Genomic DNA, 16,065 nt, shown 5'->3' with positions numbered 1-16,065 from the left:
TTCACCAGGAGACCGACAGCGCCTCGAGCACCTCACGGGCCGCCCGGGTGCCCGATTCGATGGCGCCCTCGATGTAACCCGCGTGCTCGCGCGCCGTCTCGGTACCCGCCCAATGAATGTCGCCGGTCGGGGTGCACTCGATCGGCGGGATACCGTCGGTAGTCCCGGGCAGCGCCAGTGCGACGTAGCCGCCGCCGACGTATTCATCGAGGTGCCAAGATTTTTCGTGCCAGCTCGCCGGTTCGAGAACGTCGGGACCGACGTAGCGGGCCAGCGCACCGAGCACCGCGTTGCGCCGCTCGGCGGCCTCCAGTCGGTCGAGCTCGCGCGCCTCCGGTCCCCCCACCAGCACGCACAGATGGCCGGGGCCGCCCGGCGCGCCGGTGTCGAACACTGCGCGTCCGGGTTTATCCAGGACCAGGAACTCGCCGCCCGCTCGATCCCTCCAGAACGGGCGTGAATAGACCGCCACGCCCTTGTACACCGAACCCATATAGGTATCGGACGCCAAGGCGGCACGGCCGGGCGGGAGCGGCGGCTCGTAGGTGATTCGTCCGGTGAGTGGCGGCGGCACCGTCACAATGACTTTCGCGGCACGGACGTCACCCGCGGTCGTTCCGATGGTGACGCCATCGCCGCTCTGCACGATCGAGGTGACCCGGCGCCCCGGAAGCACTCGCGGACCGAGTTCGGCGGCCAGGCCCTCGATCAGCGAGCCGATCCCTTCGGCGACCAAGGACTCCTGGGCGCCCCCGGCCGTCGCCAACATGGTTCGCAGCCCGCCCTGCTGGCGGATGCTCTGCGCCATCGCGTGAATGGAGCAGCGATTAAGGTCAGCGGTCCACGAGATGTACGCAAGCACTTCGAGCAGCCGCCGAGCGCGCCCCGGGACTCGGCGCAGCCAGGCCTGCACCGTGGTGGCATTCCACCGTTGCGTCTTGGCGATGCGAGACAGGGCTTCGACGCCGACGAGCACGAGAAGGGTCGCCAACATCGAGGGCGCCGCTGCCCGCACTCTCCGCGATCCGTCGACCACGATGGGCAACGGCCGAGAGTGCATTCGAAACTGCGTGGCGCCCAGTTCAGAAGCCAGCGCCTTGAGCCGGTGGTGGTCGTGGCCGATCCACTGACCGCCGAGGTCCACCCGTGACCCCAACGCGCTCGTCTCGGTCATGGCCCGTCCGCCGAGCCGGTCCGCGGCCTCCAAAACGAGCACGTCGACGCCGGCGCGGTGCAGCTCGCGGGCAGCTGTCAGTCCGGACATCCCCGCACCCACGACGGCCACCGTGCTGGCCATCGCTCCGTCGTCTGACTTCACGCCCCGTAATCTAAGTCGGTCAACCGACCGAGTCAAGGATTCATGCTGATCGGCGGGCAGTAGTCGATGGACTCAGCCGGTGCGGCGCGGGCGTTTGCCGACGGGCTGCGGATCGGCGAATCGCACGACCATGTCCACGGCGCGGTCGAGGTCGCGTCGTGCCCGCTCGGAGTCCGGGTTTGTCACGTACTGCACGATCAGGCCGTCCACCAGGGCAAGCGCGAGCCGTCCGAGACTGTCGAAATCGACGGCGCAGCGCTCCCCCGCCGCCTGCGCGGCTTGGGAGCAGAACTCGGTGACGAGCGCGGTGTAGCGCTCATATTGCAGCTGGGCCAGGCCGCCGGAGCCTTCGCTGCGCACCGAGTACATGGCCAGCTCGTATTGCATGATCTGCAGGCCGGTGTCGCTTTCCACCAACGTGGTCCAGAAGTTCGTCACCCCCTGCCGCAGCGCATGGGCCACCCCCCGGTCGAGCTGCAGATCGGCGCGCACCGCGTCCACAACGTCGTCCATGACCGCGGCGATCACTGCACGCAGCAGCAGGTCCTTGGACGGAAAGACGTAGTGCAATGTGCCCAGTGGGATTCCGGCTTCAGCGGCAACCCCACGCAACGTCGTGCCCGCTACGCCAACGTCACGCAGTACGCGCATTGCGGCCGCGACAATCTGCCCCTCACGCTCGGTCGCCTTGATGTAGGCCACCCATTCCTCCTGAATCCACCGCTGCCGGGCGGACTAACCGGCGCGCCACACCCGCAGCGCCGCGATGATCATCGGAATCTGCAACGGCAGGCGCGCGATCGCCCCGGCCCGCAACCAGGGTTTGGCCCAGAACAACCGGACCGAGTGGATATTCGCCGGGTACACCGCAACGAACAGAGCGGCCGCGGCCAGCCCGGCCATGCGGCGGGTGCGCGGCGACAACAGCAGGGCACCGATGACCAGCTCGGCGACTCCCGACAGATACGTGTACATGCGTGCGCTGCCCGGCAACTCCGGCGGAACGATCGCGTCGAACGGTTGAGGGACGACGAAATGTCCTGCCCCGGCGCCCAGCAGCAGCCCGGCGAGCCCTCGCGCGGCGGTGGCGGCGTTTCGCTGTCCTGTCGGTGCGGCAGTCATCGCTCGATCGTAGCCAGCCTGGCGGTCTGCAGTCACCGGCCGCCGGTGCCGAAAAGTACAGCCGCCATCAAGGCGTGAATCCGGGACCGCTGTTCGTCTCGATCATCAAAGTTAACCAGGCGTCCTATATCGACGACTAGAGCAAGCGCCGCGTGGACACGGAACACCGCTTCGGTATCGCCCGCGCCGGCCTGGTTCACCAGGTGAGCCCATTCGTCGACGTTCTGCCGCTGCAGACCGCGCAGTTCAATTCGGTCGGGTTCGGGCAAGTTGGCGAACTCGGCGAAATAGATGTTGATCAGCTCGGGCGCGGCGAATGCCAGTGCGGTATAGCGCTCGGCGATGCGCAGGGCCGCCTGCCTTGGACTGGTCGACTCGGCCAGGGAATCGGTGATGGCCATCAGCACGCGGCCGTTGGCCCGATGGAAGGCGACGGCCAGCAAGGCCGCCTTGCTCGGGTAGTAGCGGTAGGCACTGGAGCCGTTCAGTCCGGCCGCGGCGGCGATCTCCTCGATGCTGACTTCGTAGAAGCCGCGCTGGCCGAACATGCGGATGGCCTCGGCGAGCAGCCGTTCTCGCTTGGATGTGCTGGGCAGACCCCGCTCCGGTCGTCGCGGCGCAGGACCCGACGGCGCCGGCGGCAGCTCCACGGTGAGAACCGCCCAGCACAGCTCGCCGAGCAGGTCCGCAAGTGCGGCAGCAGGCAACCGCGTTCGGTGCGCGGAGATGCTGCCGATCACGCTCAGGGCGGCAGCGGCCAAGATCGCCGTGTCGGCCTCGGGAAGTTCTGGGCGCATAACCGCCAGCGGCTCGGCGATCGCGGCGTTGAGCGCGTCGTAGCCGGCCCGGATTTCCTTGCGATCCGGCAGCTGCAGGTAGCGCCGCTCCCACCGATAGAACGCGCCCTCGCGCCGCGTCCCGATCGTGGTCTCGATCAGCGCCGCGGTGATCGCGCGCAACCGCTCCGGCGCAGGCCGGCTCGGATCGTCGGCGGAGCGAGCGGCGCTCACCAGCACCCCCGCCGTGTGCTGGGCGGTCGCGACCAGCAGCGCGTACTTGTTGGCGAAGTGCCGATACAGCGCAGGTCCGGAGACACCGACCTCCGCGGCGATCTCGTCGACCCCGACCGCGTGGTAGCCGCGATCGCTGAACGCACGGGCCGCGGCACGGACGATCTGCGCCTTGCGGTCCTTGGGGCGACGCTGCACCGCAGTGACCGATCCCGCAGCCATGGCCATTTTCTCCCCCGTGTTGACTGTTGGACCCGCCGCCCATACGTTAACCACAATTTACGTTTTCATCCACGGAGGAAGTGACGTGTTGCAATCCCGGTTCATCGAAGGGCAGGTCTGACCGTGTCCGAGAACGCCAGCTCCGCCAAACTCACCGCGACCCGCGACGGCCGGGTGCTGCGGGTGACGATCACCAACCCCGCCCGGCTCAACGCGATCGACTACGCCACCATGGCGGGCCTCGGTGACGTCATCGCCGGCGCGGCCGACGACCCCGGTGTGCGGGCCATCGTCATCACCGGCGAAGGCAAGGCCTTCTGCACCGGCGCCGACCTGTCGGCCACGGCCGGCGGCGTCAGCCCCGAGGAGGTGATGGACTGCGCCTCGCGGCTGGTCAACTCGGTCGCGCAGACCCCGGTGCCGGTGATCGCGCGGATCAACGGGCCGGCCGCCGGCGTCGGCGTAGGTCTGGCGCTGGCCGCGGATCTGATCTACGCCGCCGAGAGCGCCTACTTCCTGCTGTCGTTCACCAACATCGGCCTGATGCCCGACGGCGGCACCACCGCCCTGATCGCGGCCGCTGCCGGACGGGCCGTGGCCAACGAGATGGCACTGCTCGGTGAGCGTCTGTCGGCGACCGCCGCCCGCGATGCCGGTCTGATCAACGCGGTGCTCGGCGAGGCGGAGTTGGACGCCCGGGTCAACGAGGCCGCCGAGAAACTGGCCCACGGACCGCGTCGCGCCATCGAATTGACCAAGCGTGCGCTCAACGCCACCAACCTCGCAGCGCTCGACGCCGCGCTGGCCCGTGAGAAGGCCGGTCAGGTGGAGTTGCTCGGCTCGCCCGACTTCTTCGAGGGCGCCGCCGCGATGCTGCAGAAGCGCAAGGCGGTGTTCGGCGAATGATCGCTCAGCCGCTGCGTTCTCGCCGCAACCACTGGATGAATCAGGTGGCGACCCACGCCGAAATGCGTCCCGACGCCGTTGCCTTCCGCTGTCGCGGCAACGACACCACCTGGCAACAACTGCACGATCGCTCCGAGCGCCTGGCCGGGGCACTGTTCCGGCGCGGCATCTCCTTCGGCGACCGGGTGCTGATCGTGATGCTCAACCACACCGAATACATCGAGGCGACCTTGGCGATCAACGCCCTGGGTGCCATCGCCGTACCGGTCAACTTCCGCCTCACCGACCCCGAGATCAGCTACATCGTCACCGACAGCGGCGCCAAGGGCGTCATCACCGATCAGCTGCTGGCACCGCTGATGGAGGCCGTCCGCAAGAACACCCCCGGACTCGACGTGGCCGTGGTTCTCGGCGACGACTACGAATCGCTGATCGCCGAGCCGGGCGACCCGCACCCCGGCGCTGACGTTCCCGAAGACACCCCGGCCCTGATCATGTACACCTCGGGAACCACCGGAAGTCCCAAGGGCGCCATCCTGTCCCACTCGAACCTGCTGGCCCAGTCGCTGACCTGCATCCAGGCGCTGCAGATCAGCCCGGACAGCGTGTACTTCTGCGCCGCACCGATGTTCCACATCGCCGGCCTGGGCAGCATCGCACCCAACCTGATGCTGGGCACCAAGACGGTGATTCACCCGCTCGGTGCGTTCAACGCCACCGACACCCTCGACGCCTGGGAGAGCGAGCGCGCCACCTCGGTGTTCCTCGTACCGGCTCAGTGGCAGGTCATCTGTGCCGATCCGACTGTGCCGCAACGCGACCTGGCGCTCGAAGTGATCAGCTGGGGGGCGGCTCCGGCATCCGACACCGTACTGCGGGCCATGGCGGAGACATTCCCGGACGCGCTCAACGTCGCGGTGTTCGGCCAGACCGAGATGTCACCCATCACCTGCGTGCTCCAGGGCAAGGACGCGATCCGCAAACTCGGCTCGGTGGGCAAGGTGATCCCGACCATCTCGGCGCGGGTCGTCGACGAGAACATGAACGACGTGGCACCCGGTGAGATCGGCGAGATCGTCTACCGCGGGCCGACCATGATGCAGGGCTACTGGAACAAGCCCGAGGCGACCGCCGAGGCGTTCGCCGGCGACTGGTTCCACTCCGGGGATCTGGTCCGCGTCGACGACGAAGGCTTCGTTTACGTCGTCGACCGCAAGAAGGACATGATCATCTCCGGCGGCGAGAACATCTACTGCGCCGAGGTGGAGAACGTACTGTTCGAGCACCCACTGATCCAGGAGGCCGCCGTGATCGGGCGTGCCCACGACAAGTGGGGCGAGGTTCCGGTGGCCATAGTGGCAACAGTCGCCGGCGAGGCACCACTGACACTGGAAGACCTCGAACCCTTCCTCAACGAGCGCCTGGCCCGCTACAAGCATCCGAAGGAACTGGTGCTGATCGACGCACTGCCCCGCAATGCCAGCGGCAAGGTGGTCAAACCTCAGCTGCGCAAGCAGTACGGCTCGTAGCGGCGGCGGACTGCTCGATCCGGGTAGCGTCGTGACATGAGTCTGGTCTTCTCCAGCGAGCTCGAGGCACCGCGTGACGAGGTCTTCGCCTGGCACGCCAGGCCGGGGGCCTTCACGCGGCTGAGCCCGCCGTGGCAGGCGATGCGCTTGCGACGCGAAGCCGACTCGCTGCGCGACGGCACCGCCGAACTGGCTCTGCCGGGTGGGCTGCGCTGGGTGGCCGAACACCAGGCGAGCGGCTATGACCCGCCCCGGCAATTCGCCGACGAGCTCGGCAGCGGCGGCCTGGCGTCACTTCCGGCGAGGTGGGTGATGAAGTGGCAACACATCCACGAGTTCGACGATCTCGGCGGCGGCTGGACGCTGATGACCGACCGGGTCGACACGCCGGTGCCCGGGGCGTTGCTGCGGCCGATGTTCGTCTATCGGCATCGCCAGCTTGCCGATGACCTCGCGGCGCACCAGCGCGCCAAAGCCCATGGCCTACAGCCTCTTACGGTGGCGGTCAGCGGCGCATCCGGGCTGGTGGGTTCGGCGCTGACGGCTTTCTTGAGCACCGGGGGGCATCGGGTGATCCGGCTGGTGCGGCGCACCGCCGGCAACCCCGACGAGCGGCAGTGGAATCCCGACGATCCGGATCGCGATCTGCTGGCCGGCATCGATGCGGTGATTCATCTGGCCGGTGCGTCGATCGCGGGACGCTTCACCGCACAGCATCGCCGGGTGATCCGCGACAGCAGAATCGGTCCGACGCGCAGACTCGCCGAGCTCGTTGCCGCCACGGCTGCCGGGCCTAGCACCCTGATCTGTGCTTCGGCGGTCGGCTATTACGGCTATGACCGCGGCGACGATGTCCTCACCGAGGACAGTCAGCGCGGGGACGGTTACCTGGCCGACGTCGTCGCCGACTGGGAGGATGCGCTGGCGCCGGCGGAGAAGTCGGGGAAGCGCGTCGTGCGCGTTCGCACCGGCATAGTGCAGTCGCCGCGCGGCGGGACGCTGCGGTTGATGCGGCCGCTGTTCGCCGCGGGCCTGGGCGGTCGGTTGGGCAGCGGCCGACAATGGCTGCCCTGGATCGGGATCGACGACCTGATCGACATCTATCACCGAGCCCTGTGGGACACCGGGCTTTCTGGACCGGTGAACGCCGTCGCTCCGCATCCGGTACGAAACAGCGAGTACACCGAGACACTGGGACGCGTGCTGCGCCGGCCCACGATTCTTCCGGTGCCGGAACTGGGGCCACGCCTGCTGCTCGGCGCCCAAGGCGCGCGCGAACTGGCCTGCGCGAGCCAGCGAGTACTGCCGGCGCGTCTGAGCCGGGCCGAACATCGTTTCCGTTCCCGCGAACTCGAACCGCTACTGCGGCATCTGTTGGGGCGTGCCGGCGGCGCTACGTACTGATCCGTTGATACCGGCGCAGCGCCTCGGCGCGCTCGTGACCATGGTCGACGATCGGCTCCGGGTAACCCGGGGGGCGCCCGCACCGCACTAGGTGGGCATCGGTGACATCGGCCAACTCCGGAACCCAGCGACGCACGTAGGACCCGTCGGAATCGAACTTTCGGCCCTGCAGCGTCGGATTGAACACCCGAAAGTACGGCGACGCATCGGTTCCGGTGCCCGCACACCATTGCCAGCCATGCTGATTGTTGGCCAGATCGCCGTCGACCAACTGATCCAGAAACCAGCGGGCACCCCACTGCCAGGGCAGGTGCAGGTCCTTGACCAGAAAGGAGGCCACGATCATTCGCGCTCGGTTGTGCATGAATCCGGTGGCGAGCAGTTCACGCATGCCCGCGTCGACAAGGGGAAAGCCCGTTGTCCCGGCCTTCCAGCGCTCGAAGCGCCGTTGCGCCTCGGCGTCGGTATCGGTCTGGATCGCGTCGAACTCGGTGTTCCAGTTTTCCCAGGCACTGCGTGGCCAGTGGTGCAGCACCGCGGCGTAGAAATCCCGGAAGGCCAACTGCCGCAAATAGGCTGCCTCCCCTGGGCTGTGGTCGAGGTCGGCGGCCATGGTGCGCGGGTGGATGTTGCCGAACTTCAGGTAGGCCGACATCCGACTAGCCCCGTTACGGCCGAGCAGGTCGCGGTCTTGGTCGTAGCGGTCTAACCCGCTGGCCACAAACGCTTTCCAATGCTCACGCGCGGCGGCTTCCCCGGCCGGGACATCGGCCGGTCCGCCGAAGTCGGGGATCTCCACCGGTTGCGCACCCTTGCCGGACAGCGCCGTGGGGTCGATCCAGTGCGCCGATTCGGAGCGTGACAGCGCCGGACGGCGCCAGCCGTGTTCGCGCCACCGCCGAAAGAACGGCGTGAAGACCCGATACGGGCTGCCGTCGTCTTTCACGACCCGGCCCGGCGAGATCAGGTAGGGCGATCCGGTTGCCACCAGCGGGATCTGGCTGAGCGCGGCTCGGACCCGCTGGTCACGACGGCGCCCGAACGGTGCGAAATCGTCCGAGACGTGCACGGCCGTCGCCGAGATCTCGGCGGCGAGCTGTGGGATCCGCTGCTGCGGGAGCCCGCGGGTGATCAACAGCCGGCCGTCGAGGTCGTCGCGCAGATGCCTCAGACAGTCACCGAGGAACTGTAGTCGGCGCTGCCCCGACGAGGTCTCCAGCCGCGGGTCCAGCACAAAACAACACAGCACCTCGGGGTCGTCGGCGATCGCAGCCGACAGGGCCGGCAGATCACCCACCCGCAGATCGCGGCGATACCACAGCAGGACCGGCATTCTGCGAAGCCCGAGCCCTCAGGCCGGCGACAGCGGCAACCGCAACGCGCCCGGCGCCCCTTCGGGAACGGTCGGATGGCGCGGGGCCACCGGCGCGATGCGCCGATACGGCTGGCCCAGCGGCGGGCGGGAATCAGGCTCACCGTTGTTGGGCCACAACGCCATCGCCCGCTCGGCTTGCGCGGTGATGGTGAACGACGGGTTCACGCCCAGGTTGGCGGTGATCGCCGACCCGTCGACCACGTGCACGCCCGGATGTCCGTAGGCGCGCTGATAGGGGTCGATGACCCCGGTATCCGCGGATTCACCGATCGGGCAACCGCCGATGAAGTGCGCGGTCAACGGGATGTTGAGCGCATCGAGGTAGGTGCCGCCCGCTATTCCGCCGACCTTTTCGGCCATTCGGCGAGCCACATCGTGGGCGGTCGGGATCCAATCCGGATTGGGTTCACCCACACCCTGTTTCGCCGTCATCCGGGTGCCGAACAGGCCGCGCTTGCGGTAGGTGGTCAGCGAGTTGTCCAGCGATTGCATCACCAGCACGATGATCGAGTGCGATGAGGCGTTGCGGGGGAACATGCTGTGCAACATCATCGCCGGGTGGCGTGCAATGGTCAGCATCAGCCGGGCAAATCGCCACGGTCCGCCGTCAATCAGATGGGTGCCCATCATCGACAACAGGTTGGACCCCTTGCCGTAGCGGCATACCTCGACGTGGGTGTTGGCCTCCGGGTGGATCGACGAGGTGATCGCCACGCCTTGGGCGAAGTCGTCACGATCGGGCGTGAACACCACCGGCACCTCTTCGGAATTGGTGCGAGTCAGCTCGCCCAGGCGCGGCGAGAGATGCGGCAATGATCCGGTGTCGCGCAGCTGGTGCAGCAGCCGCTGGGTGCCCAGCGAGGCCGCGGCGAACACTACCTGGCCGGCGGTGAAGTCCCGTTTGCGCTTGCGCACCCACCGGCCGGTGCGCACCGTGCTGACCACATAGCCCCCGTCGCCGTCGGGGCGCACATCGGTGACCATCGTCATCGGGTGGATCTGGGCGCCGGCGCGCTCGGCCAGATACAGGTAATTGGTCTCGGTGGTGTTCTTCGCGTTGTGCGGGCAACCGGTGAAGCACTGCGCGCAACCGATGCAGCCGGCGCGGTCCGGCCCTGCCCCGCCGAAGAACGGGTCCGCAACGGTTTTGCCGGGTTCGTCGCCGAAGAAGACTCCGACGTTGGTCGGGTGGTAGGTGTGCTCGACCCCCAGGTCGCGGGCCACGGCCAGCAGCACCTCATCGGCCGGGGTGGTGTGCGGGGTAGGCGTCACCCCGAGCATCCGGCGGGCCTGTTCGTAATACGGCGCCAGCTCGGACTTCCAGTCGGTGATGTGCGCCCACTGCGGGTCATGAAAGAACCGTTCCAAAGGCTCGTAGAGGGTGTTGCCGTAGATCAACGACCCGCCGCCGACCCCAACGGCGCTGGCGATGAACGTCTTACCCAGCACGGTCAGCCGTTGCGGACCGAAGCAGCCCAGTTTCGGTGCCCACATCGCCTTGCGTACGTGCCAGTTGTTGGGCGGGAAATCGGCGGGGGCCCAGCGGCGGCCCATGTCCAACACACCGACGCGATAACCCTTCTCGGTCAGCCGCAGCGCCGCGACGCTGCCGCCGAATCCCGAACCGATCACCACAACGTCGTAGTCGTATGTCATGCGTGATCCTCGGTGGCGCGGCTGCGTGCGGGGATGAGCAGGGTCAGCGACAACACCAGCAGCAGGCTGAGGCTGACGACGTTCAGTACCGCATCACGCGGGCCGTACATGTGCAGCATGCCGACGTGGTAGATCAGGTGCAGCACATTGAAGACCGACCAGCTGACCCCCGTGATCACGACGACGGGCCGGTTGCCCAGGTAGTACAGCGCCAGGGCGCTGAGCACCGCGAGCCCGGAGAACAAGGAGCCGACGTCTTTCACGAAATGCTCGTTGTACGGGCCGAGCACCGGCAACCAGTGCATGCCCATGCCGGGGAATGTGCTGTACCAGTTCAGCGGAGCGAAGTATGCCCACGCTCCGAGGCTGATGCCGACGATGGTCAACAAGATGAGGCATACGCGATGCACGTTGGGATTCATGCTCGGTTGACGACGCGGCGGGCGCGTTTGTGACATCCGGTTTCCTTACCTGTTGTCCTGTGTGAGCGCGGCCAGCCACTCGGCATAGGTTTGGTGGCCGCGGGGCCCGGGCTGGGTCGGCAGCAGCGCGCCGTTTGCCATGCCCTTCCCAGCCGCACCGGGAATCCGCAGTCCGATGACCGGCCGGTGCTGCCCGCGCCGCCGGATCAGCTGCCGAACCATGTCGACGACCGATTCCACGCGGGGGCCGGCGAGTTCGGGTGCCATCTGCTGGGGTTCGCCGGTGACCAGGCCGCACAGGTGAGCGGCGACTTCGCTGACCGCGATCGGTTGCGACTGCATTTTCGGCACCAGGGCGATCGGCCCGGGCACCTGCGCCAGGACTTGGTCGGCGAATTCGTGAAACTGGGCTGCCCGCAGAATCGTCCACGGGACGGCGCCGGCCTTCACCACTTCCTCTTGCCGCAGTTTGCCTTGGTAGTAGCCGCTGGTTGCTCGGTCAATGCCGATGATCGACAGCGTGACGTGGTGGCGAACTCCGTTGCGCTGCGCGGCGGCCAGCAGATTGGTGGTGGCTGCGCCGAAGGAGGCCTGTGCCTTCTTGGCGTTCATGGTCGCGAAGTCGGAGACGTCGATGACGGCCTCGACGCCGTCGAGCGCGGCATCGATTCCGGTGTTCTGGATCAGGTCGACCCCGTGGGCGCGGGCGAGGATCACTGGGTGGTGGCCCTGGCTGTGGAGATGCTCGACTACTTTGCGTCCGGTCTTGCCGGTACCGCCGGCAACCGCGATCTTCATGAGTGCATCCTTCTACTTGCCTGGATGTCAGTCGACCAATACCACCATTTTGCCTCCGGCCTCCCCGGCTTCCATGACGCGATGCGCTTCACGGATCTGATCAAAAGCGAAGACATGCGAGGGCGCGGCTTGCAGGCGCCCCGCACGGACCTTGTCGGCGATGTCCTGCAGCGGAACATCCGCCAGCGCAAAGCCGGGAGTGCCGAACACGAAGCTGCCGAAGAAGCTGAGGTTGACACCGCTGGGCATCTGCAGCAATGGGTTGAAGTCAGCGATCGGATCCAGTCCGCCGAGCCAGCCGGCCAAACACGCCGTACCGCCCCGGCGCAGGATGTTCAGAGAGTCGAGGATCGTGCTGTTGCCCACCAGATCGAGGACGGCGTCGACGCGCTTGGCCTCGGCAAGGTGCGCACTCAGATCGGGAATCTCCAGCTCGGCACGTTCGACACCGAGCGAGGTCAGCAAGCCGAACCGTTCCCGGTTGCGGGTGGTGGCGATCACCCGCGCACCGGCCTCCACCGCCAGCTTCACGGCAGCCTGCCCGAAAGACGATGTCGCCCCGCGGATCACGATGGTCTGCCCGGCGGTCAGGTCGAGGTTGCGAAACAGACAGGTCCATGCGGTGGCGTAGGTTTCCGGCAGCGCGGCCAGCTGATCCCACGGCAGATCCGTCTCGATCAGCGCCACGTTCGCGGCGCGCACCCGGGTGAATTGGGCGTAGCTGCCGTTGATGGTGCGGCCGAGCCCGCCCATCAGCGCAGCGACTTTGGCGCCGACCGGGAATTCGCCGCCGGGGCAGGCATCGACAATGCCGACGCATTCGATACCACTGACTTCGGCGGCCTCGGCCCACTCGCCTCGACGCATGTGCATTTCGGCGTGATTGATGCCGAATCCCTTGACCCTGATCACGACCTCACCATGCTTCGGCAGCGGCTTGGGGATGTCGGTGTAGGTCAACGCGTCCAGGCCACCGAATCCGTCGAGAATGATGGCCCGCATGGCCGGGCCGCCTGGCACTTCGCGCACCACTGCGGGCGCGGTCGGAACACCCGATGTCTGCGTTGTGTCCATTGGTGTCATCTCCTAGTGAATATTGTTGGTGTGTTGGATTTTTCGAGGACAGCTGTCACTGTCCGGTGCGACGCAGGAAGTTCTTGATCAGTTCGGCGACTTCGTCGGCGGCGGTCTCCAGTAAGAAGTGACCGCCATCGAGCAGATGGATTTCGGCATTGCGCGCGTCCCTGTCGAACGCCCGGGCGCCCGCCGGCCCAAAGATCGGGTCCCCTTGTCCCCAAACGGCCAGCACCGGAACTCCGCTGGTGCGCAGGTAGTCGTGCAGAGCGGGATACATCGGCGAATTGGTGGCGTAGTCCCGGAACAACTTGAGCTGAATCTCGTCATTGCCCGGGCGAGTCAGTAGCGCGGCGTCCAGGGTCCAGGTATCCGGGCTGACCAGCGACTCGTCCGGCACGCCGGTCAGGTACTGCCATTTGATCGACTCGACATCCAGCGCCGTGCGGATGGCCGCCTCCGTCGCCGCCGTCTGCTCACGTTGGTAGTCCCAGACGGTCTTCCAGAAGGTCTCGACGAAGCCCTCGTCGTAGCCGTTGCCGCTCTGCGTGATGATCGCGCTGATGGATTCGGGCCGGTTCAGCGCCAGCCGCCAACCGATCGGCGCCCCGTAGTCCTGGACGTAGATCGCGTAACGCTGGAGCCCGAGGTGATCCAGCAGCCCCTGGGTGAGTGCGGCGAGATTGTCGAAGGTGTAGTCGAACTCGGTGACCAGCGGCATGTCCGAGTAGCCGAAGCCAAGGTGATCGGGAGCGATCACGTAGTAGTCGTCCGCCAAGCGGGTGATGAGGTCCCGGAACATGTAGGAGCTGGTCGGAAAGCCGTGCAGCAGCACGATCGCGGGCGCGCCGGCGCTTCCCGCCTCCCGGTAGAACAATCGTCGCCCGTCGACGGTGGCGTACTGGTGCCGGACAGAAGTAACCATCACTAACCCCCTAAATAGATTTTGATAGTTAGTAGTCAAACACTCGTGGTGTAACCTGTCAATAGGATTTTGGAGGTTATATGGAGATTGTTGTGGCGGGGCCCGCCGATGAGGCCCTGCTCCTGGACCTGCTCAACAGCACTCCGGTCGTCGATGGCGTGTCACACGATGAACTCGACGATCCGGCCAGCGCGCAGGCATGGCTGAATGCGCACGGCATCGCTCTCACCAGGGGGCAGCTTCAGGAACTCCGTGACGTCCGGGCCGCGTTGCAGGCGGTGGTGCGTGGCGAGCTGGCTCCGCAGGCCGTGCAGCCATTCCTCAACGGCGTTGAGCTATCCCCCGTCGTCTCTGACGACGGCATCGCCTGGACCCTGTCCGCGCGCGAGACCTCGCAAGCCGTCGCGCGGGTGATACTCGCGTGGGACGGCTTACGGATCTCCAGCCCCGGCCGGCTGCGCCCCTGCGCCAACTCCGAATGCCAGCTGTTCCTGATCGATCGCAGCAAGCCCAACACGGCACGGTGGTGCTCGATGGCCATCTGCGGCAACCGCATGAAGGCGCGCCGGCACTACGAGCGGAGCAAAACCACGACCGGCGAGTGACCTCCGGAGGCGCGAATATCGCGAGCCCAGTACCTACAAACGCCAGCTCGCCGACTACCATGAGCTGTCCCTATGGGTTCCAGCGCCTACATGGGTAGGTTCCCGCCCCCGTAGCTCAGGGGATAGAGCACGGCTCTCCTAAAGCCGGTGTCGCAGGTTCGAATCCTGCCGGGGGCACGACCTGACTGTATGACTTCGGGTGATGCTTGACGTTTCGGTGTCGGGTGTTGCTTGACGGTGTTTCGGGTGATGCTTGACAGCGGCTTCGGTTGATCCTTGACACTCCCTAGATGAGGGAGTTGAGCGTGGTCGAGCAGCGGTATCAGGCCGTGTTGGCGGTGATCAGTGATGGTTTGTCGGTATGCCAGGTGGCCAGCAAGGTCGGGGTGTCGCGGCAGACGTTGCATGCGTGGTTGGCCCGCTATGAGGCCGAGGGGTTAGAGGGGTTGGCTGACCGGTCGCATCGGCCGGTGTCGTGTCCGCATCAGATGCCGGCGTCGGTGGAGGCGGTGGTGTTGGAGTTGCGGCGCTCGCGCCCGTACTTGGGGGCCGCGGCGGCTGGTGTTCGAACTGGCCAAACGTGAGGTGTCTCCGCTGCCGTCGGCGTCGGCGGTGTATCGGGCGTTGCTGCGGGCCGGGTTGATCGATCCGACGTTGCGGGATCGGCGTTCGCGTAAGTGGAAACGCTGGGAACGCGGGGCGCCGATGGAGCTGTGGCAGATGGATGTCGTGGGTGGCTTCCCGCTGGCCGATGGCACCAGCGCCAAAGCGCTGACCGGGATCGACGATCACTCACGGATGTGTGTCTGCGCCCGGTTGATGGTCCGGGAACGTACCGGTGCGGTCTGCGAGGGACTGCGTGATGCGTTGGCGACCTACGGGGCTCCCGAGCAGATCTTGACCGACAACGGCAAGGTCTTCACTGGGCGGTTCAACCATCCGCCGGTGGAGGTGCTCTTCGACGCGATCTGCCGCGAACGCGGCATCGAGCATCTGCTGACGGCGCCACGATCGCCGACCACCACCGGCAAGATCGAGCGGTTTCACCGCAGTTTGCGAGCTGAGTTCCTGGGCAATGCAGCGCCTTTCCCCACGTTGAAGGCGGCCCAGCGGGCGTTGGATGCATGGGTGGAGCACTACAACACTGTTCGTCCGCATCAGTCGTTGAAGATGGCCACCCCGGCCGAACGCTTCACCACCAGTGCGCGGGGTGTCAGTCCCAGCGCGACGGCGACGGCCCCCGGCAATGACCGCACCGGGGATGACTGGGTGTCGCGGACGGTGACCACCAACGGGGTGGTGTGCGTGTCCTGGCAGCAGGTCAGCGTCGGTCGGCACTACGCCGGGGCCCGCTGCGATGTCCATGTCGACGGCCAGCTGCTGCGGTTCTGGATCGGAAACCAACTCGTCAAAACCGCCGCCCGCACCAGCACCGGCACGGTACGAAACAAACGGGCCTTGCGCACCAGCGCACAGACCTAAACCACAACACAAGAGTGTCAAAGATCAACCGACACAGATCCGTCAACCATCAACCGACACTCAACAGGGGCACGACCTGACTGTATGACTTCGGGTGATGCTTGACGTTTCGGTGTCGGGTGTTGCTTGACGGTGTTTCGGGTGATGCTTGACAGCGGCTTCGGTTGATCCTTGACACTCCCTAGATGAGGGGTTGAGGCACCAAGCCGTTTTTTGG

At 66.5% G+C, this 16,065-nt stretch carries 14 protein-coding genes, 1 tRNA gene and 1 pseudogene; 6 read left to right on the top strand and 10 right to left on the bottom strand.

Features of this window, described 5'->3' with window-relative positions; translation table 11 throughout:
- Position 1: 1 nt before the first annotated feature.
- From RCP37_RS04300 to RCP37_RS04285, 4 genes are read right to left on the bottom strand one after another with little or no spacing between them, the layout of a single operon-like run.
- Positions 2–1,354 (bottom strand): flavin monoamine oxidase family protein, encoded by a 1,353-nt coding sequence (locus tag RCP37_RS04300; protein WP_308485764.1) that lies wholly within the window; start codon positions 1,352–1,354, stop codon positions 2–4.
- A 36-nt stretch (positions 1,355–1,390) separates the two neighbouring features.
- A complete protein-coding gene (locus RCP37_RS04295) occupies positions 1,391–2,020 on the bottom strand; it encodes a TetR/AcrR family transcriptional regulator (protein WP_308485763.1) in 630 nt (209 codons plus the stop codon).
- A 33-nt stretch (positions 2,021–2,053) separates the two neighbouring features.
- Complete coding sequence (locus RCP37_RS04290; protein ID WP_308485762.1) at positions 2,054–2,440, bottom strand: DoxX family protein; 387 nt, start codon at positions 2,438–2,440, stop codon at positions 2,054–2,056.
- A 32-nt stretch (positions 2,441–2,472) separates the two neighbouring features.
- Positions 2,473–3,672 carry a TetR/AcrR family transcriptional regulator gene (locus RCP37_RS04285; RefSeq protein ID WP_308485761.1) on the bottom strand — a complete coding sequence of 400 codons (1,200 nt, stop codon included), beginning with the start codon at positions 3,670–3,672 and terminating at the stop codon, positions 2,473–2,475.
- Between the two features lie 123 nt (positions 3,673–3,795).
- Here RCP37_RS04285 and RCP37_RS04280 point away from each other — a divergent pair, with 123 nt between their 5' ends.
- From RCP37_RS04280 to RCP37_RS04270, 3 genes are read left to right on the top strand one after another with little or no spacing between them, the layout of a single operon-like run.
- On the top strand, positions 3,796–4,578 hold the full coding sequence (locus tag RCP37_RS04280; RefSeq protein ID WP_308485760.1) for an enoyl-CoA hydratase: 783 nt from the start codon (positions 3,796–3,798) through the stop codon (positions 4,576–4,578).
- Positions 4,575–6,107, top strand: coding sequence for a fatty-acid--CoA ligase FadD5 (gene fadD5, locus RCP37_RS04275; protein WP_308485759.1), 1,533 nt, complete (start codon positions 4,575–4,577; stop codon positions 6,105–6,107). Before RCP37_RS04280 ends, fadD5 begins: the two co-directional genes overlap by 4 nt.
- Before the next feature lie 36 nt (positions 6,108–6,143).
- Positions 6,144–7,511, top strand: a complete 1,368-nt coding sequence (locus RCP37_RS04270; protein WP_308485758.1) for a TIGR01777 family oxidoreductase — start codon at positions 6,144–6,146, stop codon at positions 7,509–7,511.
- Here the strand turns inward: RCP37_RS04270 and RCP37_RS04265 are convergent.
- Genes RCP37_RS04265 through RCP37_RS04240 form a run of 6 tightly spaced genes read right to left on the bottom strand, consistent with a single transcriptional unit; the run spans position 7,501 to position 13,761 of the window.
- Positions 7,501–8,844, bottom strand: coding sequence for a cryptochrome/photolyase family protein (locus tag RCP37_RS04265; RefSeq protein WP_308485757.1), 1,344 nt, complete (start codon positions 8,842–8,844; stop codon positions 7,501–7,503). The two genes, RCP37_RS04270 and RCP37_RS04265, sit on opposite strands and share 11 nt — an antisense overlap.
- A gap of 18 nt (positions 8,845–8,862) precedes the next feature.
- Positions 8,863–10,542 (bottom strand): GMC oxidoreductase, encoded by a 1,680-nt coding sequence (locus RCP37_RS04260; protein WP_308485756.1) that lies wholly within the window; start codon positions 10,540–10,542, stop codon positions 8,863–8,865.
- Positions 10,539–11,000 (bottom strand): hypothetical protein, encoded by a 462-nt coding sequence (locus tag RCP37_RS04255; RefSeq protein WP_308485755.1) that lies wholly within the window; start codon positions 10,998–11,000, stop codon positions 10,539–10,541. Before RCP37_RS04255 ends, RCP37_RS04260 begins: the two co-directional genes overlap by 4 nt.
- A 9-nt stretch (positions 11,001–11,009) precedes the next feature.
- Positions 11,010–11,762: an SDR family oxidoreductase gene (locus RCP37_RS04250; protein WP_308485754.1), complete on the bottom strand. Its 753-nt coding sequence runs from the start codon at positions 11,760–11,762 to the stop codon at positions 11,010–11,012.
- 27 nt (positions 11,763–11,789) lie between these two features.
- The gene (locus RCP37_RS04245) at positions 11,790–12,836 is read right to left on the bottom strand and encodes a zinc-binding alcohol dehydrogenase family protein (protein WP_308485753.1); all 1,047 of its coding nucleotides are present in this window, start codon (positions 12,834–12,836) and stop codon (positions 11,790–11,792) included.
- A 55-nt stretch (positions 12,837–12,891) separates the two neighbouring features.
- Complete coding sequence (locus RCP37_RS04240) at positions 12,892–13,761, bottom strand: alpha/beta fold hydrolase (protein WP_308485752.1); 870 nt, start codon at positions 13,759–13,761, stop codon at positions 12,892–12,894.
- A gap of 80 nt (positions 13,762–13,841) precedes the next feature.
- Here RCP37_RS04240 and RCP37_RS04235 point away from each other — a divergent pair, with 80 nt between their 5' ends.
- The 3 genes and pseudogenes from RCP37_RS04235 (at position 13,842) to RCP37_RS04225 (ending at position 15,848) form a co-directional block, all read left to right on the top strand.
- Positions 13,842–14,366, top strand: a complete 525-nt coding sequence (locus RCP37_RS04235; RefSeq protein WP_308485751.1) for a CGNR zinc finger domain-containing protein — start codon at positions 13,842–13,844, stop codon at positions 14,364–14,366.
- A gap of 104 nt (positions 14,367–14,470) precedes the next feature.
- Positions 14,471–14,543 (top strand) — tRNA-Arg (locus RCP37_RS04230).
- Between the two features lie 113 nt (positions 14,544–14,656).
- A pseudogene (locus RCP37_RS04225) lies at positions 14,657–15,848 on the top strand (IS481 family transposase).
- Positions 15,849–16,065 lie beyond the last annotated feature (217 nt).

It is taken from the genome of Mycolicibacter sp. MU0102 (assembly GCF_963378105.1).
GTDB classification, from domain to species: domain Bacteria; phylum Actinomycetota; class Actinomycetes; order Mycobacteriales; family Mycobacteriaceae; genus Mycobacterium; species Mycobacterium holstebronense.
Note: the sequence above shows the minus strand (reverse complement) of the source record. Positions and strands in the feature narration are given on the sequence as shown.

What these genes read in the sequence shown, in the direction of transcription:
- RCP37_RS04285 (WP_308485761.1), bottom strand. Translation starts at nt 3,672, where the DNA reads ATGGCTGCGGGATCGGTCACTGCGGTGCAGCGTCGCCCCAAGGACCGC.
- RCP37_RS04260 (WP_308485756.1), bottom strand. Translation starts at nt 10,542, where the DNA reads ATGACATACGACTACGACGTTGTGGTGATCGGTTCGGGATTCGGCGGC.
- RCP37_RS04250 (WP_308485754.1), bottom strand. Translation starts at nt 11,762, where the DNA reads ATGAAGATCGCGGTTGCCGGCGGTACCGGCAAGACCGGACGCAAAGTA.
- RCP37_RS04245 (WP_308485753.1), bottom strand. Translation starts at nt 12,836, where the DNA reads ATGGACACAACGCAGACATCGGGTGTTCCGACCGCGCCCGCAGTGGTG.
- RCP37_RS04235 (WP_308485751.1), top strand. Translation starts at nt 13,842, where the DNA reads ATGGAGATTGTTGTGGCGGGGCCCGCCGATGAGGCCCTGCTCCTGGAC.
- RCP37_RS04270 (WP_308485758.1), top strand. Translation starts at nt 6,144, where the DNA reads ATGAGTCTGGTCTTCTCCAGCGAGCTCGAGGCACCGCGTGACGAGGTC.
- fadD5 (WP_308485759.1), top strand. Translation starts at nt 4,575, where the DNA reads ATGATCGCTCAGCCGCTGCGTTCTCGCCGCAACCACTGGATGAATCAG.
- RCP37_RS04255 (WP_308485755.1), bottom strand. Translation starts at nt 11,000, where the DNA reads ATGTCACAAACGCGCCCGCCGCGTCGTCAACCGAGCATGAATCCCAAC.
- RCP37_RS04265 (WP_308485757.1), bottom strand. Translation starts at nt 8,844, where the DNA reads ATGCCGGTCCTGCTGTGGTATCGCCGCGATCTGCGGGTGGGTGATCTG.
- RCP37_RS04240 (WP_308485752.1), bottom strand. Translation starts at nt 13,761, where the DNA reads ATGGTTACTTCTGTCCGGCACCAGTACGCCACCGTCGACGGGCGACGA.
- RCP37_RS04290 (WP_308485762.1), bottom strand. Translation starts at nt 2,440, where the DNA reads ATGACTGCCGCACCGACAGGACAGCGAAACGCCGCCACCGCCGCGCGA.